18 protein-coding genes are annotated in these 26,292 nt (G+C 66.9%); 3 read left to right on the top strand and 15 right to left on the bottom strand.

What is annotated here, in order from left to right:
- Positions 1–126: 126 nt before the first annotated feature.
- The 6 genes from AC5I49_RS12375 to AC5I49_RS12350 all read right to left on the bottom strand — a co-directional run bounded on the left by AC5I49_RS12375 (position 127) and on the right by AC5I49_RS12350 (position 7,506).
- Complete coding sequence (locus AC5I49_RS12375) at positions 127–1,200, bottom strand: hypothetical protein (protein WP_495789435.1); 1,074 nt, start codon at positions 1,198–1,200, stop codon at positions 127–129.
- Between the two features lie 105 nt (positions 1,201–1,305).
- Complete coding sequence (locus AC5I49_RS12370; RefSeq protein WP_495789434.1) at positions 1,306–2,640, bottom strand: M48 family metalloprotease; 1,335 nt, start codon at positions 2,638–2,640, stop codon at positions 1,306–1,308.
- A gap of 29 nt (positions 2,641–2,669) precedes the next feature.
- Positions 2,670–3,545 (bottom strand): matrixin family metalloprotease, encoded by an 876-nt coding sequence (locus AC5I49_RS12365; RefSeq protein WP_495789433.1) that lies wholly within the window; start codon positions 3,543–3,545, stop codon positions 2,670–2,672.
- A gap of 468 nt (positions 3,546–4,013) precedes the next feature.
- On the bottom strand, positions 4,014–5,246 hold the full coding sequence (locus AC5I49_RS12360) for a UbiD family decarboxylase domain-containing protein (RefSeq protein ID WP_495789432.1): 1,233 nt from the start codon (positions 5,244–5,246) through the stop codon (positions 4,014–4,016).
- Between the two features lie 424 nt (positions 5,247–5,670).
- Positions 5,671–5,997, bottom strand: coding sequence for a 7(1) septoil knot domain-containing protein (locus AC5I49_RS12355; RefSeq protein WP_016446204.1), 327 nt, complete (start codon positions 5,995–5,997; stop codon positions 5,671–5,673).
- A 135-nt stretch (positions 5,998–6,132) separates the two neighbouring features.
- The gene (locus tag AC5I49_RS12350; protein ID WP_495789431.1) at positions 6,133–7,506 is read right to left on the bottom strand and encodes a helix-turn-helix domain-containing protein; all 1,374 of its coding nucleotides are present in this window, start codon (positions 7,504–7,506) and stop codon (positions 6,133–6,135) included.
- Between AC5I49_RS12350 and AC5I49_RS12345 the strand changes: the two genes are divergently transcribed.
- Positions 7,505–8,332: an isocitrate lyase/PEP mutase family protein gene (locus tag AC5I49_RS12345; RefSeq protein ID WP_374007897.1), complete on the top strand. Its 828-nt coding sequence runs from the start codon at positions 7,505–7,507 to the stop codon at positions 8,330–8,332. The two genes, AC5I49_RS12350 and AC5I49_RS12345, sit on opposite strands and share 2 nt — an antisense overlap.
- Here AC5I49_RS12345 and AC5I49_RS12340 read toward each other — a convergent pair.
- From AC5I49_RS12340 to AC5I49_RS12305, 8 genes are all read right to left on the bottom strand, one after another.
- Positions 8,317–8,622: a hypothetical protein gene (locus AC5I49_RS12340; protein WP_495789430.1), complete on the bottom strand. Its 306-nt coding sequence runs from the start codon at positions 8,620–8,622 to the stop codon at positions 8,317–8,319. The two genes, AC5I49_RS12345 and AC5I49_RS12340, sit on opposite strands and share 16 nt — an antisense overlap.
- On the bottom strand, positions 8,619–10,289 hold the full coding sequence (locus AC5I49_RS12335) for an SWIM zinc finger family protein (protein WP_495789429.1): 1,671 nt from the start codon (positions 10,287–10,289) through the stop codon (positions 8,619–8,621). Before AC5I49_RS12335 ends, AC5I49_RS12340 begins: the two co-directional genes overlap by 4 nt.
- A complete protein-coding gene (locus tag AC5I49_RS12330; RefSeq protein ID WP_209802519.1) occupies positions 10,286–11,479 on the bottom strand; it encodes a VWA domain-containing protein in 1,194 nt (397 codons plus the stop codon). The genes AC5I49_RS12335 and AC5I49_RS12330 overlap by 4 nt, the downstream gene beginning before the upstream one ends.
- A 47-nt stretch (positions 11,480–11,526) precedes the next feature.
- Positions 11,527–13,980: a DUF5682 family protein gene (locus tag AC5I49_RS12325; protein WP_495789428.1), complete on the bottom strand. Its 2,454-nt coding sequence runs from the start codon at positions 13,978–13,980 to the stop codon at positions 11,527–11,529.
- On the bottom strand, positions 13,970–15,094 hold the full coding sequence (locus tag AC5I49_RS12320) for an ATP-binding protein (protein WP_495789427.1): 1,125 nt from the start codon (positions 15,092–15,094) through the stop codon (positions 13,970–13,972). The genes AC5I49_RS12325 and AC5I49_RS12320 overlap by 11 nt, the downstream gene beginning before the upstream one ends.
- On the bottom strand, positions 15,094–18,021 hold the full coding sequence (locus tag AC5I49_RS12315) for a DUF4132 domain-containing protein (RefSeq protein WP_495789426.1): 2,928 nt from the start codon (positions 18,019–18,021) through the stop codon (positions 15,094–15,096). The genes AC5I49_RS12320 and AC5I49_RS12315 overlap by 1 nt, the downstream gene beginning before the upstream one ends.
- A gap of 23 nt (positions 18,022–18,044) precedes the next feature.
- The gene (locus AC5I49_RS12310; protein WP_495789425.1) at positions 18,045–21,026 is read right to left on the bottom strand and encodes a DUF4132 domain-containing protein; all 2,982 of its coding nucleotides are present in this window, start codon (positions 21,024–21,026) and stop codon (positions 18,045–18,047) included.
- A gap of 76 nt (positions 21,027–21,102) precedes the next feature.
- Positions 21,103–24,045: a DUF4132 domain-containing protein gene (locus AC5I49_RS12305; RefSeq protein WP_495789424.1), complete on the bottom strand. Its 2,943-nt coding sequence runs from the start codon at positions 24,043–24,045 to the stop codon at positions 21,103–21,105.
- Between the two features lie 392 nt (positions 24,046–24,437).
- On the opposite strand from AC5I49_RS12305, the gene AC5I49_RS12300 reads away from it, so the two are divergent.
- Entirely contained in the window at positions 24,438–25,160 is a 723-nt protein-coding gene (locus tag AC5I49_RS12300) for an alanyl-tRNA editing protein (protein WP_016451616.1), read from the top strand.
- Positions 25,161–25,214: 54 nt separating this feature from the next.
- Here the strand turns inward: AC5I49_RS12300 and AC5I49_RS12295 are convergent, their stop codons facing one another.
- Positions 25,215–25,496 (bottom strand): hypothetical protein, encoded by a 282-nt coding sequence (locus AC5I49_RS12295; RefSeq protein ID WP_227468558.1) that lies wholly within the window; start codon positions 25,494–25,496, stop codon positions 25,215–25,217.
- Between the two features lie 335 nt (positions 25,497–25,831).
- Here AC5I49_RS12295 and azu point away from each other — a divergent pair, with 335 nt between their 5' ends.
- Positions 25,832–26,290, top strand: a complete 459-nt coding sequence (gene azu / locus AC5I49_RS12290) for an azurin (RefSeq protein ID WP_495789423.1) — start codon at positions 25,832–25,834, stop codon at positions 26,288–26,290.
- The last annotated feature ends 2 nt before the right edge of the window (positions 26,291–26,292 follow it).

Below are 26,292 nucleotides of genomic sequence, written 5' to 3'. Positions count from 1 at the left end.
GCAGCGGCGATCATCTGTGCACGCTTCGTGGATCGGTGGTGTTAGCCACTCTTAGTCTGGGAGTAGGAGGCGGACTCCTTGCCCTTCGTCGCCCGAATGGTGCGCTGGGAGAAGGGCCACTTCAGATCACTTCTTCTTGGCCTCTTCAAACTTTCCATAGACGTCGGACAGATCGGTGACTGCATCGCTCACTGCGATCAGTGAGTCGATCCAGTTCTCAATCTTCTTCCCAGCCTCGAAAGAACTCCTGGCGGCGGCGATGGCCGTGTCCAGAGAACTGACGATCTTGGCAGCGTCGACTCGGGCAAGCGCTCGATACTGCACGACGTTTGTTGTGAAGTCATCGAGGACTCTGTGGGTCGCCGGGTCCTTGAGGCAGGACATGGCAGTCCGGCACGTGGCCAAGGCGGTCCATTGAGACGCGATCTGCTTGGCGAGAAGCCAGCGCCTAATATTCACTGCGGCGCCGACGATCGTTTTGTTCATCTCGAACGCCGGTGCCGATGCTTGATCATCCGGGTATTTCACAAACGGGCCGAAGGACGCAGATGGCGCCTGTTTCAGCTCCTCTCGAGCGCTCTCAAGAACGGGAATGAGGGCCTTGATGGTGTCTTGAACGGCAGCCTCTCGCTGTGCGCTCTCAATCTGCCCAAGAAGTACCTTGAGCACCGCATCAAGCGCAAGAGTCTTGCCAATCCCTGCTGGAAGGGCCCCACTGGCTTTCGGCATGCGCTGAAGACTGTCTTGGGAGTCGTCCGCCGCGAGCAGTGCCATGCATCGCGTCCACTGCTTCACCAGCTTTAATTGGGCGGCCGCTTCATCATTGTTGCCTGCCCCCGCTGACGCGGCGTTTGCTGCGTTCTCGCGCATCTTCTTGATGTACCCGGCGTAACTCGTGTCGCTGGGCTTCTCTCCAACTTGCTTCACGACGTCCAAAGAATCCGCGAATACTCCAAGATTCTTCGATACGACGGCCGGCCCAGCGCTAGGAATGCAGACAAGGTCTGGCAGCGATGGAATCACCGCGTCAGAGACCATCCCAGCGGCATAGGCCTTAAGCACGTCGCCATCCGCGCCTCCGGTGACCCGTGCGGACTGCTTCAGCGTCTGTACCGGTTCGGCCATGCCCTTCGTGAATTCCGCCGACACACATGCGCCTAGCGCCAGAGGCATAGTCAGCGCCGCCACGGTCTTGAACATAGCAATCCCCCTAAAGTTGGTTGTTGTCACTGGTCCTACTGGAAGCGCGGCGATCCGCACGAGTATTCGTGCAACACAGCACAGATCTCCGACCCTCTGCGCGAACTATCTCGACGAAGCGACTGCCAAGCCCAGTCGCTGACGAATCTGCGGGTCGGCCTCCTGCACAAGAACATCGAACGCAGAATCGAACGCGATTCGGAAATCGGCTTGCTTGAGAATCGGGTTGCTCTTTGCGAGGACATTAAAGACTGGCTCAAGGGCCTTTACGCGCTCTGATGCTGAGGGATGGCTCGCATCGGCGAACGTCCATCCGCCGGCCTCTTTGCCGTAGCGATCGGCCATCTCCAGCACTCGAAACACCATGTGGGGAGCGGCAGCCCCAACCAACGTCGCAATCGGGTCTTTGCTCTCCTGAGACGCATACATCATGAGCTTGAAGCCCAGCGCGTCGGCGTCGAATTCCTGCTGCCGTGATCGTGAAATCACTCGAATAACTGAATCTGAGGTCGTCGCGCCGGATGCACTAGCTATCGCGGTTTTTGTTGCGGCTGTCGGGGCCGGGACGGCTCCGCCGGCCAGATGAAGCGGAACCGACGCCTTCCCGGTGTGTCCCAGGATGAAATGTGCCTGTTCGTGCGCCATGAGGAAGCTGTCGATAGCGCCGAGCAACCTGGCATGAAGGAAGTTGTGGGTCTCGTCCAGCGTCACTTCTCGCGCGCCCGCGGAGCTGCCGTCCTTGACCAACCGAGCTGCCGCATCGGCAAAGTTGGTCACGATGTATGGATTAGCGAGAAGCCTCTTGCGAATGCCGTCAGGAGAGTAGTCGAGGGCAACCGCCTGACCCGTCGTGATCGGAATGGCATCCGAAATTGCTTTGGAGAACGCGCCCGAAAAGTAGAAGAGATCGCGATTGAGGATCACCAATGGGACGTCACTGCCAGGCGGCAGGATGGCTTGCGCATTAAACGTGCCAGTGGGCAACGACCCGAATCGAGTTGCGGGTGCCTTCGGGTCGTACCGCTGTCGCGCCTTCTCCAGCGGCGGCAAATAGCGTCCGATGATTGCGAAGAAGAACGGTGACTCAAATCGGGTCGGGAGTTCCAGACAGGTCAGTGACCCCATGACCTCCTCGACCGTTTGAGGATCCAATGCGCAGGTGTCCCGCTTCGCCGGATCCGGGCACGCCTTCATTGCCCTGGCTTTCAGCTCAGCGATTGACGCTACGGAGCGCGGGCTGTTGAGCTCTGCCTTTGCGAATGGGTCAGCCCTCTCTTCGTTGCTGCTGTAAATGTTCCTCTGCAATGCCTCAAGATAGACATAGGGATCCCCGGGCACATCGGAGAGAAACTTCACCTGATCACCTTCGGCCTTGCAGCTTGCCTTGGCGGCGATGGGCGGGTCCGCTGCGAAGCATGCAAGCGGGATGGACAGCGTCATCAGCGCGATCCACTTGGACGCGAATCGATTCATTCCTTCCTCCCAGCATTGAGGCCAGCAAGTCCGAACGGTGAGCTGATGACCCGATAGTTGTCCAAGTAGAAGGCCTTGTCTCCATCGGACAAAACGGTAGGCCAAGGCTGCCCGTGATCACCGATGGCCTTGCACACTGACTGCGCGCCAGATTTGAATAGCTCGTCCCTCAAGACATAGAGCATCTGGGATCGCTGATCGGTATTTGGGCTCGTCAATAACTTTGACTCCAGTGGGCCAGCCAACTGTTTGAGAACCTTGACGTAGTACTTCGCGTCGAAGTTGAACATTGCTTGGTCATAGGACAATACTTTGGAAGATGCCATCTGGGACGCCACGGCATCTTCGATCTTCAAGTCTTGCTGGCACTTCGGGCTGAAGTGTTCGTGCGAAAGACCCAACGCGTGTCCGAACTCGTGAAGCACGACGCCGCGTTCATAGGACGTCTTCCACGAGGCGGCGTTCTTGCCGTCAAAGTAGCGTTGTAGGTCGGTGGGGAAACCCCCGAAGTTCATGGTGGGGTCCCCGGGCCCGACGTTCTCTGCCAAGACACCCAGCAACGACCAATAGTCCGCTTGGTCAAATCCGATGCGGATGTCCGCCGAAACCGTCTTGTCCTTTGGACTCCAAACGCGGTACTTACCTACAGTGTCCGTGAAGGAGAACTTGAGCTGACCTCCGATGGATGTCCAGTCGCGGGCGGCTTCCTCGATCAGGCGATACAGCGGCTCCGAACCTCCGTAGAACGCCACTGTGAGCGTTCTCTTTCGCTTCCACGCTAGGCCAGGCGAGCCCACAAGCTTGTTGCTTGAGAACATCTTCTCGAAGAGGTTCGCTGGAATTACATCGAGCGCCTTTGGGTCGCGTTGCATCGACGCAGAGGCAGGTCCGGATGTAGGCTGCGCTTGCGCCCATGCTTCCGTGGTCGCGACAGCCGGAGCAAGGAAGCCCAAAACCAGGACAACGGGCTTTGATATGTGCATAACCTCCCTCCATCTTGAATCGCGACACAGGCAGTGATCAATGTCGAACTCGGCCCGGACAAATCCAACCAAGTAACGAACAAGGGGCACGCGAGCTACGGCTACGACCGATCTTGTTATTGACACGCATTCGGAAGCGTTGACAGGGCCGTGTCTCACCATGCTGCCAAGTGTTAATCCATTCCGTCAATACTGGAATAGTGCATCGACCCCAGCAAACGACGAGTTCAACAAGCCCATAGCTAGATGCCCTACGCTGTATCAAAGATCCCCGACAAAAGCCCGTCTGAATCGTGCTTGGAGCCCGCTCGGTACGGTGCAGTCAACAACGCATTTTCTGGTGGTTCCGTCCCGCTCCTACCGCGCATATTCCCGGGATTGCGAGGGGTCCAGCGGCGTTCCTGGTAGCACCGCAGATGCATGGATATCCATGTCCAGGCGAGAACGAGTCGCCAAGGCCCAAAGCACATCAGCAGGAGACCGGGCGTTGACATCCCAATCAACAATGAGGAGGTTCATCAGCGAAGATACCTCCCCGATCAATGCTTCGGCGATGTCGAGAATCTTCGCATCGTCTTGCGGGGCCTTTTTGGACACCTGCAGCACCGTCAGCAGGTGTCCACCCCCTGAAGGCAGTGATACAACCGAACGCACCAAATCCAGTATTCGCCATTCCCGTAGCTTGGCATACACCGCACACTCCTGCCCAATGCCCAGCAGCGTAGACTGCTCCATCCCTGGTCCTGACAGCGTCTGATAGACCGCATCCGGTCTGAAGGTTGCTGCCTGAATCTGCAAGGTAGACACCATGCCCCAAGGGGATTGGTACCCCAGGTACTCGGGCATGGAAAGTCCATCGGGAAATGGAGATTCGAACTCCATTTCCTCGCCAAGCGCTCCCTCCAAGGTGATCTCGGCATGGTCGATGAACCACCCCTGGTTGTGAAAGCAAGGTGCTATCTCCACCGCCATCTCACGCAGAGCGCCTGCCGCAGCCAGTTCGTCAAACCCGAAATCGACACTTGGGCGACCCAATACCGAAGCAAGGTAGATCGCCGGATCAATGCCGATGTTGACGGATACCGATAGCTGCACACCTCGGGCAACATGGGCGTCGATGAGGCGTTGAAGGTGCCCGCCGGGATAGATTCCTATCGCCACGGACCCATCCTTGACGGTGATTCGGTGGAAAGAACAATTGCCTATCCCAGCCTTCGCATCTCGCGCATACACCAAGCCCAGCGTAATCGTTGGGCCAGGATCCCTCGATCCGTAGCTCAGAACCGGCAGCAGCCTTGCCAGATCAGGCTGTTTGACCACAGACCTAGGCAACCGAGCCTTCTCCAATATATGAGCCGCAACCTGGCTGTCCACCGCCTGCATCAGCAACTGCGCATCACTGATGTCCGCAGCGTAGCTGCCTTTGGGGTCAAGAAATAGCCGGCAAAGACGACGGCTACCAAACATCCCCATGAGCACAGGGAACTGACCACGGGTCGGGCTTGTGTACATGCGCAACGGCTGATCGTCGGCCATCCATGAGCCCTCGGGGGTCCGATACGACTCTAGGAAGTCCATGATGATTTCCATGTGAGGATCAATAGGCCGGATCACTTGGGTAAGGACGTGGCCTGATCGCTGGGCCAGGTCGAGAGCAGAGCGCAGATCTTGGGACCACGGGCACGCTCCAGTGATTTACCTGAGCGTTGCCTCCGGCGAGCATGCCGGGGCTGCATCGACAAGTGCTCGATCAGCCAGTGTTCATGCCTCGTTGCATTGACCCTAGGATCCCGAAATCGAGGGTCGTGAGCCCCTGACGCAATCATGGCGAGATATGTACACTGGCATGTGCATTCGTATCGATCACACGCAAAAATGTGCTTTTGGTTCAATTGCTTGGGGCAGCTTTAGTAGTCCTTACGCCCGCTCCAGCTTTCCTCGCGCACTCTTCATTTGCGCGCGCGGGCCAATCTCTGGACTGAGGAGCAGGCGCCGCCGCAGCGGCGCCGGGGCGCTATCGCACGCCAGGCGATGAACTGCCCATCTCGACTTTCAGGTCCGGGAAGGAGTTGACCATCTGGACCTTGAAGTCAGGGAAAGAGGTGACGATCTGCCACTCTCCGCAACGGTCTGCGGAGGAGTTCACCACCTTGACCTTGAGGTCCGGGAAAGAACTGGTTGCCTGGACCTTGATGTCGGGGAAGGACTGCACGAGCTGGACCTTGCCGTAGAGGCGGATGCCTTTGTAGGTGCAGTTTTTCTTGTCGAAGTCTGCGGCGTGAACGAATGCCGGCAGGGCAAGACAGGCAAAGACAAAGCTACAACGCTGCAGAAGATGCATATGCGAAAAGGGAGTGGGTCTTCGGAAACAAGCCAGGCCATGGCTTGCGGCCGCCCTATTAGATCATCCTGCATACAGAAGCCCCTGACGTTTTCGACTGAGCGTTAGCCTGGGGCAAGACCATCCATCCGGCACTCAGGCCATGAGCCCCAGCAGCCAGTCCGCATACTCCACGGTGGCGGGAGTGGTCCCGGAAGGAGGCTTGATGCATGCCGCGCGTGTGGAATTCGCCATGGCGCGTATGTCGCTGGGTGTGTGGCCGAATTTGGCCCGGAATGCGCGGCTGAAGTGGGCCTCACTGGCAAAGCCCAGGCGTGCGGCCACCTCGGCGACACGCAGGCGTCGGTAGGCAGGGTTTGACAGGGCATGGAAGGCCTCTTGCAACCGTCGCTGCTGCACATAGCGCATCACACCCCCCAAAGGTTCGAAAAGGTGGTAGAGCCGGTGACGTGAGATGCCGAAGCACCGGCAAAGCAGCTCGGGCGAGAGGGGAGCAGCCAGGTTTCGCGCGATATGGCGCTTGATACGGTCCAGCATTGCTGCCTGCAATTCAGTCCGAGCCTCGGCCACCGTCCGTAGACTGGGGCGCAGGCAGGCTGCCAGCATCTGGGTAGTGGCATGCACTATGTCGTCAGCTTGCTCCAGGCCGATGGAAGGCAGGCGTCGCTGCAGAGCGCAAAGATGATCTGCCAATAGCCCGGCGAAGATGCTGCTGCGGGTCAACACGGTTCCGTGCAAGCCTGAACTCGATGCACCCATTGCCTGGTCGCCAAGGCTGCGGGGCACGATCAATGAGAGCACATGGGAGTCGTCCGCAACGGTATGCTGGCAGCGAGCCATGTCGAAGAAGACCACATCACCTGCTTGCACCGTCAGCTCGTGACCATCGTCACAGCGCCCTGTGAAGCCGCCTCCCCGGTACCACTGCACCAGATAGTGGTCCAGCCCGTCATGGGCCGCGCGTGCATGTCCGCGCGAGAAGCGCTGTGCACCGAAGCGCAGGTCTCCCAAAAGCAATTGTCCCAAGTGGACTGCATCTACCGAGGCGTGGAAGCCACCGCGCACCGTACCGCGTTCCAGCGGGGTCACATCGAACAGTACAGAGATGCCGCTGCGCCAAGCGTCGAACCTGTCCGCCTCCAGGCACTGCTCGGTGGTGAAGGTGGTGCTCGGCAGGGCTGAGGTCGGAGTCTGCATGTCGAATGATCTGGGCAAAAGAATGCCGTGGTGAAGCCGTCCCTCCGATAGCAGCCAAGGCGTTGCGACACACTCGCCCAGGACGGCTTTCATTTGAGAGCCGCGGCATCGTAACGCAATGTGTGCTGGGGCGAATCGAACTGACGAACGGTAGCCCGTCAAGATGCAACCCAGGCAGTGATGCAGGAAGATGCGCAGAAGTTGGTGCCTCGGCAGGTCCAGCAGCCATTCAGCCTGTGGCGGTCGATAGCGTTCACAGGCCTTGGAGAATCGATGCTTGAGTTTCTCAAGAGTCAAAACGGAGTGTTCCATGACCCCTACCACCGAACAAAAACGTGCCAGCTTCCGGGCCCTGCACCGCCAGGGCTGCTTTGTACTGCCCAATCCATGGGACGCCGGCAGCGCCCGCATGCTGCAGGGCCTGGGCTTCAAGGCGCTGGCCAGCACCAGCTCGGGCCATGCATGGTCGCTGGGCCGGCCCGATGGCGCCATCTCGCGCGACATGACCCTGGCGCATCTGCGCACCCTGGTCGCGGCCACCGACCTGCCCGTGAACGCGGACTTTGAAAGCGGCTTCGGCCTGGGTCCGCAGGAGGTGGCAGAGAGCGTTCGCATGGCCTTGAACACCGGCGTGGCAGGGCTGTCCATCGAGGATTCGACAGGCGATGCTGCCAACCCCTTGCGCAGCATCGAGGACGCCGTGGCCCGGCTGCGCGCCGCCCGCGCTGCCATCGACGAGGCAGGCGGCAGCACCTTGCTGGTCGGGCGTGCGGAGAATTTCTTCGTGGGCCGGCCCGATCTCGACGACACCATTGCCCGGCTCAAGGCCTATGCCGAGGCCGGCGCGGACTGCCTGTACGCACCCGGCATCCGCAGCGCCGAGCAGATTCGTGCCGTGGTGGCGGCCGTGGCACCCAAGCCGGTGAATCTGCTGATCGGAGGGGCCAGCGAATGGAGCCTGCAGGATGCCGAGGCCATGGGCGTGCGCCGCATCAGCGTGGGCGGCGCACTGGCGCGCGCAGCCTGGGGCGGCTTTCTGCATGCGGCGCGCTCCATTGCCGAGACGGGGCGCTTCGACGCGTTCGCCCAGGCCACGCCGGGCGCCGAGCTCAATGGCTTTTTTCAGGGCAAGGACTGATCCGCATCGGCCTGCAGCCGCTGCGCGGTCATGACCCAGACCGCGATATCGAGCAGGGCGGCCGCGCGCTCCATCGGCGGAAGCTGTGGGTCCAGCACGCCGTCCATCTGCCGTGCCAGGGCGGACCAGCCCAGCAGTGCGGCCTGATCGGCCCAGGCCCGGCCTGCGGCCAGCAGCGGTGCGCCGGCACCCACCAGGCCTGCGGCCTGCATATCGGCCAGCCAGACCTGGCCCTGTGCCAGCCAATGGCGCAGCGGCGCCTCGGCGTTTTCGTTCGGTGCCGTGCTCATGGCTGTTTCTCCCTGCTGCCCGGCGCTGGCGGCGGCTTCCAGGCCGTGCTGGGATGGTGCCAGTCCGTACTGTCCCGCCAGCGCACCGATGCCACGGCCATCTGCAATCGCCCGGCCACGAATTCCACGCGGCCAAAGACCTCCTGCAGCACCCGGCCGCACGCCAGCTCCCGGCGCAGGGCCTCGCCCGCCCTGCCCTGCATGCCGTGCAGATCACCGGCCAGGCATATGACGGGGCCGGAGGTTGGCAGCTGCGGTTGCAGCTCCATCGTCCAGCGCTGCAGCAGCAGGTCAGTCTGCGGCAGGCCGCTGCCGCTCACCTGCCATCGCGCCCAAAGGGGCGGCTGCTGGCGCCAGGGGTCGGCATGCAGCTCCTGCAGATGGCGGCGCAGCAGGACCTGGGGGTCGTCGGCCCCCGGCAAGGGGCCGGCCGCCTGGGCCGCCACCAGCCGGGTGGCATCCCGTGCCGAAAGGCGGCCGTCGTCGCTGACCCAGCCGTCCACCAGCACATGAGGACCTTGCAGCAGCTGCCTTGCCGTGAGGCCGCCCAGGGTTTCCGATTCCAGCGCCTGGGCAGGCTCCCATTGCGGATCAAAGCCCTCAGCGCGCGATGCCGACCAGGTCAGGAACCGGCCACTGGCCGCATCCTGCAAGTGCACCGAAAAACCGCGCTGCCCTCCGCGCGCCAGCCACAGCTCGGCCGCCACGGCATGCAGACACAGGCCTTGTACGCGCCGGTAGCTGCGCCTATGCACGCCAGCCAGCTCCTGCAGGGGCCGAGGCAGGGGTTGCTGGGCCCGGCCGCGCAGCAGCATCCACAGCGCTGCCAGCAGGGGCGCCACGCGCTCGGCCGCGCCGGCACGGCCCGCGCGCTCGTCGCGCAAGGCGCGCACCAGCAGGTTGAGCACGCTGGCGGGGCGCGGCAGGTCGGCCTGGCGCAGTTCGGTGGACAGTGCCTCGCCCTGGTCGAGGAAGGCCGGGCTCATGCCGGCACGGCCCTGCAGCACCCAGCCGGTCAGCCAGAGCCTCACCTGCGCCAGACGCTGCAGTGCGCCGGCTTCCAGCGCATGCGCAGGCAGCTCGGGCATGGGTGCGCCCGCTGCGCGCCGGGCCTGCAATGCCACCAGGGCGCGGTGCGCGCAGGTGGCGGCCTTGCAGCTGCAACTGGCCGCCGCCAGGCCGCCAGCACGCGGCAGGCGCACGGTCACTTCGTCGGGATTGGAGAGTTCACCGACCAGCGCGGCCGGCGTCTCTTCCAGCACGGCCTCGAAACCCTGTGCCATCCAGCGCAGGGCCTTGCGCTGGGCAGCGCTGCCGAAGGCCCGCGCCACGGCCTCGGCATCGCCCTCCAGCCATGGCGCGATAGGGGCCTGTGCTGCCTCATCGGCCGCCCCTCCGCTGGCCAGGCGCGCGCGCAGGCCCAGCAGCAGGGCGCACAGATGGTGGCAGGGTCCATACGCCGGGCAGCTGCATTGCAGCGTGGCAAAGCCCGCGCCGGCCAGGGTCTGGACATGGCCTTCGATATCGGCCCGGGCATGGCTGGCATCCAGCTCCCAGGCCGCCGCATCCAATGTCGCCAGGGCCTTTGCGCCGCGCTTGAGCAGGCCCTTGTTGGCCCAGTCGGCAATGGCGTCATCGTCCAGGGTGCGCAGCCATTCCTGCATCATGAGGATCGCCCTGCCTGCATGACACGGGCCAGCCAGTCCACCAGATGGTCGGGCGTCATGGCGCCGACCTGCGCACCGCGTTCCACCAGTTGCGCAGCCAGGTCCCGGTCGTAGTCGGGATGGGCGCGGCGATCCAGGGCGGCCAGCACCAGCACGCGCGCACCGCTGGCGATCAGCCGCTCGGTCTCGGCGATGACGCGGGCCTCGTCATGGCCTTCGTAGAGATCGGTGATCAGCACGACCACGCTGCGGCGCGGCGCGCCCAGCTGCCCGGCCGCATGCGCCAGGGCGGCACCGATATTCGTGCCTCCGCCCAGTTGCGCGCCCAGCAGCAGTTCTTCGGGCGCATGCAACTGGCCGGTGACATCGGCCACCTCGTCGGCGAACAGCAGCACATGGGTGCGCAAGGCGCGCACGCGCGCGAAGATGCTGCCCATCACGGCGCTGTGGATGACGGATTCGTACATGGAGCCGCTCTGGTCCACCAGCAGCCACAGGTCCCAGGTCAGGCGCTGCGCCTCGTTCTCCCTGAAGAACAGGCGCTCCAGCACCAGCACCTGCTCCTCGCTCTGGTAGTGGCGCAGGTTGTGGCGCAGGGTGCGCGGCCAGTCCAGATCGCTCATCTGCCCCTGGCCCCGGCTACTGCGGCGCCTGCGCCGCCGCCCGAAGGCCGAGTGCACGCGCGAGGACAGCCGTGCCTGCAGATCCGCCACCACGCGTGCCACCAGCCGCCGGGCCTCGTCCAGCACCTGCACGGGCAGGCTGGCGCGCACGGCCATCAGCGCGGCCACCAATTCAATGCTGGGCGTGGCCTGGGCCAGTACCTGGGGGTCGCCGAGCAGGCCGTGCAGCCCGTAGCGCGACAGCGCATCACGCTGCAGCGTTTCCACGGCGCTGCGCGGGAACAGGTCGCGCACCTCGCCCAGCCAGTGCACGGCCTGGGGCTCGGGCACGCCGCTGCCGCCCTGGCGCGCGGACAGCCCGCCCGTGCCCTGCCAGGCGTCGGTGCCTGCACCGTCGGGCTGCTCGCGCAGGCGGTGCTCGCGCTGGTAGAGATAGTCCAGTGCCGCGTCGCGGCGCGCATCGGCGTCATCGAGCGGCTGCGCCGCAGCCAGGGGCTGGGCCGCCTCGGGCCCGAGGATGAGGCGCCAGCGCCGCAGGGTGGCGGCATCGATTGCCTGTTCCTGCATTGGCGGCTCGTGCATTGGCAGTTTGTGCATTGGCGGATCTTTCCGGCTCATGACAGTCCCCAGGGTTGCAGCAGCCGGCCCACCTGGGCCGCCAGGGCGCGGCTGTGCGCCAGGGCCTCGTCCGATGGCAGGTGCACGCAGGCCAGCGTGGTTGCGCCAGGTGGCGTGGCCGCGCCCGACAAACCGGCCAGCCGCCCGGCCAGTTGCCGCAGTTCGGCACGGGTCAGCTGGGCAAAGGCCAGCCGCAAGGCCGGCAGGCCGGCCAGGAAGGCGTCTTGCGGCCAGTGCGCAATGCCGTCGCTGAGCAGGCGCAGCAGCGGCGGATGACTGAGCAGCCAGCCCTTGGCCACGCGCACAAAGCCCTGCAGGTACTCGCCCATGGCGGCAGCATCGACCTGCGCCAGGCCCAGCATGGCGCGCAGGGCGGCATCGGTCTGCGCAATCTGCCAGCGGCCGGCCATGCTCAGGATGCCGGCGGTGGCGCCGCGCACGCGCGCAGGCGTGCTACCGGCTCCTGCCTCATGCAAGGCGGCACAGGCATCGTGGAACAGGCCGGCGTCGGCCCAGGGCGCGTGGCGGCAGACCATGCCGTGCAGATCGGCCAGGGCATCCAGGGCCTGTGCCTGCTGGGATGCAACGCCCTCGCCCAGCCAGGGCAGGCGCAGGCAGGCCTGCGCAAAGCAGCGCCGCAGCAGCGGCAGCAGGCGCGCCAGGCCCACGCCGCCCAGCGCATGGCGGGCCTCGTAGGCCAGGGCCAGGCAGCCGGTGGCGCGGGCCAGGGCCAGGGCGTCGTGGCTGCGCTCCATCCAGGCCTGCACGGTGTCCAGCACCTGCTGGGCAATGCCGTCCAGGCCCATGACCAGCACTTCCAGCACGCGCTGCGCCGGCTCGGTGTCGGCGGTCTGCGACAGCCGCTCCAGCACGCGGTGGACAGCGGCCTCTTGCAGGCTGGAGCCGTGGCGCATGGCCTCGGTGAGTGCCACCGTGGTCTCGACCTGCCAGCCCAGCGTCCAGACCTCGCGCACGCGCGCCAGGCCGGTGCCCGCCACAAAGTCCGGTCCCGCCAGGCATTGCGCATAGGGCACGCCCAGGTAGCGCAGCCGGTGCAGTCCCTGCGACAGGCGGCGGTGGCGGGCGCTGCGGTAGATGTCCAGCTCCTTGCGCACGGGTGCGGCAGGCCGCACGGGCAGGCGGTGGCGCAGGCAGAAGGCCTGTACATCGACCAGCAGCGGGGCGGCCGGCGCGTTGGGTGGCAGCTGGCCGTAGTCGTCGGCGTCCAGCAGCCATTGACCAGTCTGCTGCCCGGCCTGCGGCTCCATAGGCTGCGGACGCAGGGCCTGGGCATGCTCCTTGAACACGGCGCTGTCCAGCGCTTCCAGCAGCTCCGCCCGGCCGCCGTGGCAGGCGCGCAGTGCAGCCAGGCCATGGGCCAGGCGCACGGCCTCTGCCGCGTCGGGCAGGCTGGCGGGCAGGCCCCGGGCACGCAGGCCGTTCACGGTGCGTGCCGCCATCTCGGGCCAGGCCTGGGCATCGGGTTGCGAGGCGCCCTGCTCCAGCGCCTGCCAAACGCCCTGGTAGTAGCCGGGCATGGGCATGCCGGCCGCGTAGCCGCTGGCACGCTCCAGCCGCCGCAGCGTGTAGGGGATGAGATGCACGCCCACATCGATGGGCTGACCGGCCGCAGCCGGACGCTCGGGCGCCAACAGGCCAGCGGTGATGCCAGCCACGATGCCCGCCACATGAAAGCCGCCGCAGACCACCAGGCAGCGCCCGCCTTCGGCCAGGGCCTCGCGGACCTGGGCGGCCATGTGGGCCTCGCGAGCCCTGTCTTCGGCATCAGGACCCGCGCCGCCCGCTGCCTCGTCCCGCTCGCGCAGCAGCTGGCTGAAGGCCAGCACGCCGGCAAAGTACGCCTGGGGCGAGGCGTCCTCATTGCCCGATTCGTAATGCCGGTCCCACCATTCGTCGAAGTCGCGGCAGCCGCCGGCCTGGATGAGGCCGGCCAGCACGTCGGGCGCGCGCCGCGAGGGTTCGTCGGCCAGCAGGGGTTCGGGCGCGCAGGCGAAGTAGTCCAGCTGCGCGGCCTGAGCAAGCCGCGCCGCATAGGGCAGGTCGATGAAGCGCACATGGCTGCGCAGCCGCACCGCCTCGCGCAGGGCCACCCATTCAGGAGAGAAGGCCGCAAAGGGCACATAGCAGCGGCAGCGCCAGTCGTCCTCCAAAGCGCCATTCGAGCCATTCGTTTCATGTGCGCCATCGCCGCCTGCCACGGTCGCATGCAGGTAGGCCGCCAGCGGCGGACGCGCCTGGGCGTGCTGCAGCGCAGGCAGCAGGGCATCGAGTTCGCCCGGGCCTTCGATCAGCACGTGGGTGGGCTTGAACTCGCGCATCAGCGCGCGCAGGTGATGGGCGCAGCGCGGGCTGTGGTGGCGCACGGGCACCAGGCGCAGCTGCGGCAGCGGCGCCAGCCAGGCGATGGCCTCTGCGGCCTCAGTGCTCACGGCCGCCTGCGACAAAGTCCTGCCAAGCCGGCTGCCCTGCACGCTGGCGTGCCACCACGCGCAGGTATTCGGCGAAGCGGCGACGGTCCTCGTCGTCGTCCTTGATCACCGTGCCCAGCAGGTGGCGCGCCAGGTGGGCCGGACCCACGCGCTCCTGCCCGAAGTACCAGCACTGGCAGGCAGCGTTGAAGGCCACGTCGATGGCCTCGGCCGTGGACAGCACGGTGCCCGGCCGCTCCACGGCCGTGCCCTCCACGCTGCCGCTGCGCAGCTCCTGGAAGGCCGTGGCCAGCAGGGCCAGCACATCGGGCGCGACGGTGGTGCCGATGCGCTGCTGCGCCAGTGCGCGGCCCACCTCCTGCCCTATCAATGCGGCCTGCACGGCCACGCCTTCGAGCGGGCGCATGGTCTCGAAGTTGAAGCGGCGCTTGAGCGCGGCCGACATCTCGTTGACGCCGCGATCGCGCAGGTTGGCCGTGGCAATCACATTGAAGCCCGGCCGTGCCAGCAGCCAGGGCTGCTCGTGCTTGAGTTCGGGAATCTGCAGCAGCCGGTCGGAGAGCACGGGCACCATGCAGTCCTGCACTTCGGTGGAGCAGCGCGTGATCTCCTCGAAGCGCAGCAGCCGCCCTTCGCCCATGGCGCGGTGCAGCGGGCCGGGCACCAGGGCCTCGGGGCCGGGGCCGTCGCGCAGCAGCAGGGCGTAGTTCCAGCCATAGCGGATCTGCTCCTCCACCACGCCGGCACCGCCCTGCACGGTGAGCTTGCTGTCGCCGCTGATGGCGGCGGCCAGCAGCTCGGACAGCAGGGACTTGGCCGTGCCCGGCTCGCCCACCAGCATCAGGCCGCGCTGGCCGGCCAGGGTGACGATGGCGCGCTCGACCAGGGCATCGTTGCCGTGGATCTTGCGGGCGATTTCGGGGCCGCCGCCATCCGGGGCCGGGCCGCCCAGGATGAAGAGCCGCACGGAGCGCGGGCTCAGGCGCCAGCCGTCGGGGCGCGGGCCCTGGTCGGCGGCCTGCAGGGCCGCAAGTTCCTGGGCATGGGCCATCTCGGCCGGCAGCCGCTGGGCAGCAGGCTCCGGGGTGGCAGCAGCAATGCGTTTGGTGGCCATCAGTCGCTCTCTTGGGTGCTGGCCGATTTGGCGGCGATGGCCGCGAACTGCGCCATCAGCGTGGCCTGCAGCGCGCGCGGCCACTGCTGCGGCTGCAGCCGGGGCCAGCGGCCATCCTCGCCGCGGTGGCTGCTGTCATAGACCACGGCATGGGCGATGTCCACGCGGTGGTCCAGTTCCATGAACGGCATGTAGCGCCCGTGGTGAAGCTCGATGTACAGCTGCGGGCCCGCCAGGTCCAGCCTGTGCTCGTAGATGCCGGGGCCGTCTTCCACGGGGCCAGGGCGGTAGTTCCACTTGGCCAACAGGCCGGACAGCGCGCCCTGGCGTATCTGCAGCGGGCCGGCAGGGTGCAGGGCATGGTTCTTCCACTGGCTGGCGTCGGGCAGTTGCGCACCCGCGCCCAGCTGGTCGATCAGCGGCTGCAGCTCGTAGTCGGCCAGGCAGGTGCGCCAGGCCTCAACCTCGCCCGCTGCGGCATCGACCGGATGCCAGAGCAGCACCTGCGCATCGTCGGGCAACTCCACGGCATCGTCTGCGGCATCGAGCAGGGAAAAGTCCTCGGCAATGCGAAAGCTGGCGCCCTGCTCCAGCCGCCAGATCAGGGTGCGGCCCATGATGCGCAGCAGGGGATGCTGCAGGAACAGGCGGCGCCAGCGCGGGACGGACCAGCGCTGTCCCGTCATGAAGGCGGTACCCATGCGCGGCGCCTGCTGCCTGGCGATGGCCTTGACTCCAGCGGCAACGGTCTTGAATTCGGCCTGTGCCGCATTCCACTGAAGGCGCAGCGATTCGTCCTTGAGCGCAGGCAGGGTCTTGGAGGCCTTGCCCTTGTCGCCCACCACGCGCAGGCTCAGGTCGCCCTGCAGCTGCAGGCGGTAGCGCTGCGGGCCCACCTCCAGCACCAGGCCTTCGCCGCCCAGGCCGAAATCGGGCGTCAGCTCGTCATACAGCTCGATCAGGCTCAGGCCGCGCCGCTGGGCGGCTGCCTCCAGCGCGTCATGCGCTGCCGCAATCACCAGGTCCTTGAGCTTGCGCGAGGTGGACAGGGTCTGGACCTGGGACAGCGCGTACAGCGTGTCCAGCGCACCGAGCTGCTCCACGGCGATGATGGCGCGCAGCTTCTTGCTCCAGCCCCAGGCCTTCACGGCGGCCACCAGGGTCTGCACCAGGCGGTCGTCGACATGGCCGTTGGCCAGTCGCAGCGCCCAGCGCGCCTTGGGCTCGCCCTCCAGGGCCACCCAGGCATTGACCAGGTGCAGGGACAGCTGGGCGCGGCTTTCGGCCGGCACATGGGCCAGCAACTGCTCCACCAGCGGCGGCAGCTCTTCCTCGGCCGTGGCCACCAGATGCAGCACGATGCGGGCCGCATGCCCGGACAGCGGCGCGAACAGGGCCAGGGTCTCTGGCTGGTCATAGGCCTTGATGCTGCTGGAAAAGCGCTTGAAGCGCGCCACGCGGGCCTCCAGTGCGTCAAGCGGCACCCTGCCCCCCTCCCCCTGCGCCACGGTCAAAGCACCCGGCACTGGCACACCCAGGGCCAGCAGCCGGCCCTCGACCATGCTTTCGGAGCCCAGGTCCAGGCCCGTGCGCAGCAGCGCCTGCAGCAGCGGCGCGACCCCGGGATCGGGGTGGACCAGCAGGATGTCGCGGCAGGCCAGCTGCATCGCCTTCTCGCGCCGCTGCAGCCAGGCGTTGGACTCGAAGACAGCGCCTACGGCCTGCGCATCCAGTCCCTGCATGAAGCGCGCCACCGCTTCGCGCAGCGCCCGCGAGCTGCTGGCCGCCAGCAGTTCGCCCAGCAGGGGCAGCCGGGCATGCAGCATGGCCGGGTCCAGCTGCGCCAGCAGCGGGGCCAGGCGCACGGTGGGAATCTCGCGCAGATAGTCGGGCTGCTCGGTCAGCATCTGGTTGAGCAGGCCGATGAAGGGCTCGATCCGCGATTTCTGCAATATGCAGCGCAGCAGATGGGGCAAAAGCTCCGGGTAGCGTGCCTTCCAGATCTGCTGGGCGACCACCGCATCGAAGTGGTACTTGGGCTGCCATCCTTCGATCCAGGCGACGAAGGGCGCGGCATCCTCCCGCACCAGGCGGTCGAAAATGGGGATGAAGTAGTCGGCCGGCTCATGGTCCGCCCTGCCCAGCAGCAGGTTGACCAGTTCCAGGCGCCGCTGGGCGTCGGCGCCCAGGTCCCAGCGCAGCGCGATCAGGCCCGCGTCTTCGTTGATGGGCTTGTCGTCGAACCAGTCGGGATGGCGGCGGTAGAAGTCGTACCAGGGCGCGCAGCGCTGCGGGTGCGGAACGTCGCTGTGCCGCTTCATGTAGACATCGCGGATGTCGGCATAGAGCGCGCCACCGCGCTCGGCCAGCTCCATCAGGTCCTGGTCGTCCAGGCTGCCCAGCAGCAACTTCCAGTCGGCTCTGTCATACCCGCCACCGGACTGGACGTTCAGCTCTGCGGCCCAGTCCAGCAGCTGCATCACCCGTTCACGGCTGATGCCCGGGTACCAGAGCCAGCCGAACATGTCCAGGATGCGGATTTCACGGTAGTCGTTGTCGCCGTCCGGCGCAGGTGGACGGGCCAGGCTGGCGCGCGCCATCTGCTCGAACTCGGCCGCAAGCTCGGGGCTATGGCGTGGAATGTCGCCGTCCAGGCTGCCGTCGATCCTGCACCCGAAGGGGATGGTCTGCCGCGCGAAGGCCAGCCACAGGTCATGGTCATGGGTCCAGGGCAGATCGAAGTTGCCCAGGGCGCGGATGGGGTTGGAATAGTCGTCGAAGGCCTTGCGCGTGAAGGCGCCCACTTCGTCATGCCGGCCCGCGCGCATGCGGCTGGCCAGCACCTGGACCAGTTCGGCGGGTGGCAGCGAGGCGCTCAGTTCCTCCAGCGTGGCCTGGTCGGTGTGTTCTAGGGTCGAAGAGTTCATGGATTCAGGGGTTCTGGAGGGAGTCAAACCTGGGCTGCAGCCGCGCCCGCAGCGCGCGAGGCCAGGGCCTGGAGCATGCCGCACAGCGATGCCTGCAGCGGCAGCGGCCATTCGGCCGGGGGCAGCAGGCGGTCGGCGGCCATGTCGCGCAGGGCAAAGCCTTCGATGTCGATCTCATGGCCGGGCTCGTAGTACGGCATGGCCGCGCTGTGCAGCAGTTCCACGCGCCAGTGCTGCACGGCAAAGTCCCGCAGGTGCAGGTAGATGCCGGGGCCATCGCACACGGAGCCGGCATGAAAGCGCCATGGCCCTGCCAGGCCGTCCAGCGCCTGCTGCGTGAGCCGTATCGGTGCCAGGGGCTGCAGCAGTTCCTGCTGCCACTGGCTGGACAGCGGCAGGTCGGCGGGCGCATCGACCTGCTCGACCAGGGCCTTGAGGCCGTAGTCGGCCAGGCATTCGCGCCACTGCGCACGCTCCTGCTCGGTGGCCTGCGCGGGGTGCCACAGGGCGATGCGGCCCTCGGCCGGCAGTTGCACCGCGTCGCTCTCGGCATCGACCAGGGACAGGTCCTCGGCAATGCGCAGGCTGAACGGCTGGCCGGCCGCGGGCTCCACCCGCCAGACCAGGCCCTGTGCCACCACGCGCAGCAGCGGGTGTTCCAGGAAGAGGCGGCGCCAGGTGGCCAGCGGCCAGTGCCGGCCCAGCATCAGGCAGGACTGCAGGCGCGGCGCCTGCTGCTGCAGCACGGCCTTGATGCCCTTGGACAGCGTCTTGAGCCGCGCGGCGGCCGCATACCACTCCGTGCGCAGGCCCTCGTCGTCCAGGGCCGGCAGGCTGCGCACCAGCTTGCCGGCCGGCGTGCGCAGGCGCAGCGACAGGTCGCCCTGCAGCAGCACGTCATAGGTCTGCGCGCCCACCTGCAATTGCACGCCCCGGCCCAGGTCGAAGTCCGGGGTCAGCTCGTCGCCGAGGTCGGCCAGCGCCATGCCGCGCCGCGTGGCGGCCTCGGCCAGCACGGCCTGCGCGGCGGCCAGCACGCTGGGCTTGAGGGTCTTGCCGGTGGCCAGGGCCTGCACGCAGGACAGGGCATAGACCGTGTCGAGCCGGCCCAGCTGCTGCAGCGCGACCACGGCGCGCTCCTTGCGCGTCTTGTGCCAGGCCAGGGCGGCCGAGGACAGCACATCGACGATGCGGTCGTCCGCCGCGCCGGGCAGCAGCTTGAGCACCCAGCGCGATTCGGGCGCGCCATCGGCAGCCACCCAGTGCTGGACCAGAGCCAGGGCCAACCGCGCACGGTTCTCCGCGCCGGCCTGGGCCAGCAGCTGGTGGGCCAGCGCAGGCAGCTCCTGCGGGCTGGTGGCCGCCAGGTGCAGCAGCGCGCGCGCGGCCTGGGCCGACAGGGGCGCGAGCAGGTCCAGCAGCGCCGGCTGGTCCAGCGCGGCAATGGCGGGCGACAGGCGCTGCAGGCTGGCGGCCTGGGCTTCAAGCTCTGCCAGGGAGCCGGCATCGCTGCCCGCTGGCATGGCCTCGCCGCCAGGTGACCCGGCTGCGTCCGCAACCGGGGCTGCGGCACCCAGATCCTTCAGTCGCGCCTGCACCGGGCCTTGCTCGGCCACGTCCAGCAATCCACCGGACAGCAGTGCCGACAGCAGGCTGCCAGACGCCGGATCAGGATGGGCCACCAGCACATCGCGGTAGGCCAGCACCAGGTTCTTGTTGGGCTTGGCCAGCCAGCCTGCGGCCTGGGGCGCATCCACGGGCAAGGCAGACAGCGCCCGTGCCAGCGCCGCACGCAAACCCTTGGAGGCACTGCCGGAGGCGGCCTTGCCCAGTTGCGGCAGCAGCCGCTGCAGCGTGTCCACGCGCAGCGCGGGCAGCAGGTGCGTGAGCGGGCCGGCGGCCAGCCGGGCCAGGTCGCCAGGGCGATCGGCCAGCAAGGTTTCGGCCACCGGGGCGTAGCCGGCGCGGTCGGATTCGTGCTTGCAGCCGTCTGCGCAGGCCGGCAATAGCAGCGGCAGCAGGGCCGGCCACCGGGCTTCCCACAGCCGCTGCGCCACGGCGGGATTGATCGCCAGGTGGCCCAGTTGCTTGAACCAGGCGGCCAGGGGCGCAGCGTCGGTCTGCAGCATGCGCTCCACCAGGGCACGGTCATGCGGCCAGTCATCGTCCGAGGCAAAGCACCAGGCCTTGAACAGGTCCTGGGCCAGCAGGTCGCGGCGCGCGGCATCGGCCGTCTCCCAGCGCGATGCGATCAGCACGGGCTCGGGCAGGCGCAGCTGGTCAAGCACGGCGGGGAATTGCGCAAAAAAATCCCGCCACAGCGCCCAGCGCTGCGCTGCAGGCCGCGTGCGCTGCAGCGGCAGCTGGCGTTGGACGATGTCGCGGCTGAGCTGGCCGCCGCCGTCCTCGATGGCCATGGCCAGCAGTTCGGGCTCGGGCAGCTGGTGCAGCAGGTGCTGCCACTGGCAGTAGTACTGCGCGCCGGGCGCAATGCCGGCCTGTGCGCTCAGTTCCCGCGCCCAGCGCAGCAGGCCGGTGATATCGGCACTGGACATGCCTTCATGGCCCAGCACGCCGAGCACCTGCCTGAGCACGAGGTCGTAGCCATCGCGCAGTCTCCAGGGCTGGTGGGTGCGGCTGCCCCAGTCATCCAGCCAGGCGCGGGCCAGTGCCGTCAGCTCTGCGGTCAGCTCGGCACTGCGCCGGGGCACGCCCGGGTTGCCCCCATAGAACTGTCCCAGCGGAAGGCTGATGCGCGCCAGCGCCAGCCACAGCGCGTGGTCACGCTGCCAGGGCGCATGCTCGCCGGGCAGCTGGCGCAACCGCTCCTGGCACAGGCTGCTGCTGTCGCGCAGGAAGTCCGCCACCTCGGCATCGCGCCCCTGGGCCAGGCGCTTTGCCAGTTCGGCGGCAAAGGCCGGCATGCCCTCGCGCCCGGCCGGCGCGGCCGTGTGCAGTTCGTACAAAGCCTGCAGGGGAAGCGCTGCTGTCTCGTTGTTGCTCATGGTCTGTGGAGTCTTCGGTGATGGGCGATCGGCCGGCCAACGTTTCAAGGGAGCAAAGGTTCACAAAGACAAGGGCTCAGGCAGCCGCCTTGGCCGCCAGGGCCAGCCACTGGCCTTGCAGCGTGGCCAGCAGCGGCTTGGGCAGCCGCGCCGGGTCGGCGCTGGCCCCGTAACCCTTGCTCAGGTCGTGCACGCGCAGGCCTTCCACGGCCACGGGCAGGCCCAGGTCCAGGTAGGGCGGGAAATAGCCGTGCGACAGCTCCAGGCTCAGCTCCAGCGCGGGCAGGCGCCACACATGCTCGTTGATGCTGGGGCCATCGCCCACGGGGCCGGGCCGGTAGCCGAACTTCTTGAGCATGGCGCCGAGCTGCTCCTGCGCCAGCGTGATCGGCGCGGGCGGCAGCAGCATGCCGTTCTTGAACTGGCCGGGCGCTGGCTGCTCGGCGCAGGCGCCCAGCTGGTCGACCAGGGGCTCCAGCTCATAGTCGGCCATGTAGGCCTGCCAGGCCTCGCGCTCGCCGGGCTGGGCCGTGGCCGGGTGCCAGAGGCTGATGCTGCAGCCTGCCGGCAGGGCCACGGTTTCATCCTCCACATCGACCAGCGAGAAATCCTCGGCCAGGCGGAAGCTGGTGCGCGCCAGGCCCGGCGCATCCTCTGCGCGCCAGATCAGGCTGCGCCCCACGATGCGCAGCAGCGGGTGGGCCACGAACAGCCGCTGCCAGCGATCCAATGGCCAGCGCTTGCCGCTGACCAGGGCCGCCAGCATGCGCGGCGCCTGCTGCTTGACCACGGTCTTGAGGCTGGTGGCCAGGGTCTTGAGCTGCGCGGTGGCCGCCTCCCATTCGGGCTTGAGCGCCTCGTCCTTGACCGCAGGAATGGTCTTGCTGGCCTTGTTTTTGTCGTTGATGACGCGCAGGCTCAGATCGCCCTGCAGCTCCACGCGGTAGCTGTGCGGCCCGACCGTGACCGTCAGGCCCTGGCCCAGGCCGAAGTCGGGGGTCAGCTCGTCGAAGAGCTCGGGCACGCTCATCTTGCGGCGGGCAGCGGCAGCGCGCAGGGCGCTGCGCGCCGTGCGCTGCACCTGGTCCTTGAGCGAGCGCGATTCGGAGATCTCCTGCACGCGCAGCAGAGCGTAGAGGCTGTCCACCTCGCCCAGATGCTCGACAGCGGCGGCCGCGCGCTGCAGGCGCGGGCGGTTCCAGGCCTGGACGGCGGCCACCAGCGCATCGACCACGCGGTCATCGGCATGGCCGGGCAGCAGCCTGAGCGCCCAGCGCTGCTTGGGCTCGCCCTCGCAAGCAATCCATTGCTGCACCAGGGCCAGCGCCAGGCGGGCACGGTTGTCGGCCGGAATGCGCGCCAGCAGCTCGTGGGCCAGCGGCGGCAGGCCGCCTTCGGCAATGGCGGATACGTGCAGCAGCACGCGGGCCGCGTGCTCGGACAGCGGCGCGCACAGCGCCAGCAGCTCGGGCGTGTCGAAGGGCTTGATGGCCGCGCTCAGGCGCTTGATGGAGGCGAGCTGGGCTTCCAGGTCCACGCCGCCAGCGGCAGACGCTGGCGATGCGGCATCCGCCTGGCTTTCTTCCGATGCCGAGGCGCCCTGCCCGGTCAGGCCCAATTGGTTCAGCCGCTGCTGCACGCTGCTGGCCGAGGCCGCATCCAGCTTGCCGCCCGCCAGCAACTGCGCCAGCAAGGGACCGACGGCGGGGTCGGGGTGGGCCAGCAGCACGTCGCGGCAGGTCAACAGCAGGTTCTTGGGCGGCTTGTTCAGCCAGCCGGCATCCACCAAGCTGGCCAGCGGAATATGGGCGGCCAGGCCGGCCATGGCGGCGCGCAGGCCCTTGGCGCTGCTGCCTGCGATGAGCGGGGTCAGGTTGGGCAGCGTGGCCTTCAGGCTGGCGGTGTCGAACGCGGGCAGCACATTGACCAGGTCCTTGACAGGCACCTCGGCCAGATCGGTCGGTCGGCGGGTCACCAGTTCGCGGATCGCGCTGCGGTAGCGGCGCAGCTCGTCCTCGCGGTCGCAGTGCTGGGCAATGGCCGGCAGCAGCAGGGGCAGCAAGGCGGCATCGTCCTGCTTCATGACATGCATGGCCAGCGCCAGGCTGATCCGATAGCCGCCGTTCTCACGCAGCTGCCTGGCAAAGGGCGCGGGATCCTCGGCCACCAGGCGGTCCAGCAGCTGCAGCGCACGGGTACGCTCCCCGCCCTGGGCATGGCCCAATTGGCCCATCAGGGTGCCCGCCAGTTCCTCACGCCGTGGGGCATCTGCGCTGGCCCAGCGCTGCTCTATCAGGTCCGGTTCGCCTATGTAGGTCTGGTCATACAGCTCGGGATGCGCGGCAAAGAAGCCCATCCAGGACTTCCAGCCCTGCCCCTTGGGCTGCTTGGGTTGGCGCTCTTCGCGGTAGTGCACTATCACATCGGCGAACAGCTTGCCGCCCACGGCGGCGTAGCGCTGCAGGTCGGCATCGTTCAGCTGGGCGATCAGCCGCTTCCAGGGCGCGTGGTACTCGGTGTCGGGCTTGTACTCCCCTTCCTTGCGCAGGGCCAGCGTCCAGTCCAGCGTAGCCGTCACTTCCTCGTATGGCATGCCTGGATAGCAGAGCCAGGGCACCAGGTTGCCCAGCACCATGCCTATGCCTTTGAAGACCGGCAGATCCGCGCTGCGGGCATGGGCCAGCCATTGCTCGGCCATCACGCGCACTTCGGCGGCCACCTTGGCATTGGTCAGCTTCTCGCTGAGCCCTGCCGGCGCATGGCCGCGCGGCACCGTGAGCCGTGCCAGGGCCAGCCAGCGCTCACCGTCATGTGTCCAGGGCGATTCGCTGCTGTTCAGGCGCCCCAGCATGTAAAGGCAGCGCTCCTCGCAATCACGCAGGAAAACCTGCACCTCATCGGCCCGCCCGTCATGAAGCCGGGCATCAAGTTCGGCGGCAAAGGCCTCTTCGCTGAGGCCTTCGTCCAGCCGGTCATAGAGATCGCTCAGGGAAGCTGCGTGAAGATCGGTAGTGCTCATAAAGATGAGGAGATGAACAATGTGGGCAGCCGCAAACCGGGGCCTGCCGGGATGGAGACGGGGGTGGAGCCTGCACGGGATGGACGCAAAGGTTCTTGATCCATTCGGACAGTTCCTCGGAAAACTCACAGATTCATGCCCTGCGTATGTCGTCAGCTTCGGAAAAATCTGTAGCGCCGTCGGCAAGGAATGCGCCATTGTTCAGCGGCACGCGCGCGGCGCGGGCGCCGATCTTGTCAGGTCGCGGACCCGGGCACTTGACAGGCTGTCAAGCAGCCGACTGCCACCGCTGCCGGCCATGGACTGTACTGGGGACTTTTCGCCCAGGCGTACTGCCCGGCCCCGCCATGCCGCCGATACCATGGACCGCGACATGACCCCGGAGACACCCCATGCCCATGCCCCTGTCCCAGACGCACAAGCTCTTTGACGACGACGCCTACCTGGACCGCTGCGAAGCCACCGTGATCGCGGTCAGCCCCGAAGGCATCGAGCTGGATGCCACGGTCTGCTATGCCCGCAGCGGCGGCCAGGCCGGAGACACCGGCACGCTGATCCTGGCCGACGGACGCAGCCTGGCGGTCATCGACACCGTCTATGCCGATGACCGCCAGCGCATCCTGCATGTGCTGCAGACCGATGCGCCGCCCCAGGTCGGCGAGCGCGTGCAGGTAGCCATCGACTGGGACAGGCGCCACCGTCTGATGCGCCTGCACACCTGCCTGCACCTGCTGGGCGTGCTGGTGCCCGTGCCCGTGACGGGCTGCAGCATCTCGCCGGACTCGGCACGCCTGGATTTCGACCTGCCTGAATCCACGCTGGACAAGGCCGATCTGACGGAGCGCCTGAACGCCCTGATCGCCGCCAGCCATGCCGTGAACGTGGATCGCATCACGCCCGAGCAATTGGCCGCCCAGCCCGACCTGGTACGCACCGCAGGCGCCGCGCCCCCGGGCGGCACGGCGACGATCCGCATCATCGACATCCCCGGCCTGGACCGCCAGCCCTGCGGCGGCACGCATGTGCGCAGCACGGCCGAGATCGGCACGGTGGCCGTCACCAAGATCGAGAAGAAAAGCCGCACCAACCGGCGCGTGGTCGTGCAGTTCGCCTGAGGCCTGCCAGACCTGCCTGGCCTGCCGGACCTGCCTTGGCTGCCGGCCCGCGCCTCAGGACATCCAGGACCTGGGCGCCGAAGGACCACCCGGCTCACGGGACCCCTCGCCGCCCGGAGCCACCCCTTCGGGCTGGCTGCCGGACTTTCGCATCAGCTGCAGGATCTGATCGAGCTTGTCCTGCTCGACGGCGATCGAGTGCAACCTGAACAGCACGTACGGAATGAGGACGCTGGCACAGGCCATGCCCGCCAGCGCCGTCTGTTGCTGGGAGCTGTCGACGAAGAACGCCGTCAGCAGAAAGATGGCGCCAATGACAGCGCCTATGAAAACCATCACTCTCATAAACCCCCTCTATGTGCCGCAATCGTACCCAAATGTGACTGAGGTGAGTAGAGGCATGCGAGCTGTGGGGTTGCCCGTCGCCAAAAGACGACGGACGGCAAGTGATTCCCGGCGACAGCCACCGCGCATACCCTGCCGGCGTGACGCCATACCGCATGCTTGGAGCGCAGGTCTTCGAACTGTTTTGACTTGATTCAAATCAACCCGCCCTCCCCCATCCTGTCTATGCTGGAGGCAGCCATACAAAGCATCCATGGCGACAGACCGCCTGCCGGTCCATGGCCACCGGATGCCAGCCACCTCACCCGCTTTTCAAGGAGAAAACAATGGCAATGCAATGGAAACCCGTCCTCTTGGCCCTCGCAATGACTGCCGTCGCCGCACCTGTGCTGGCCGCCGACTGCGCCGTCGAGATCGAAGGCAATGACGCCATGCAGTTCAACAAGCCCACCATCAGCGTGCCCGCCAGCTGCAAGCAGTTCACGGTCAAGCTCAAGCACGTGGGCAAGCTGCCCAAGACGGCCATGGGCCACAACTGGGTACTGAGCAAGACGGCCGACCTGCAGCCCGTGGCCAATGACGGCATCGCCGCCGGCGCCGCCAAGGACTTCGTTAAGGACAAGGACGCCCGCGTGATCGCCCACACCAAGGTGATCGGCGGCGGCGAGACCGACTCCGTGACCTTCTCCACCGCCGCCCTGAAGGCGGGCGAGGCCTACAGCTACTTTTGCTCCTTCCCCGGCCACGCCGCGCTGATGAAGGGCACGCTGACGCTGGCCAAGTAAGC

It is taken from the genome of Delftia sp. (assembly GCF_059499305.1).
This window is presented reverse-complemented; position numbering and strand designations above follow the sequence as displayed.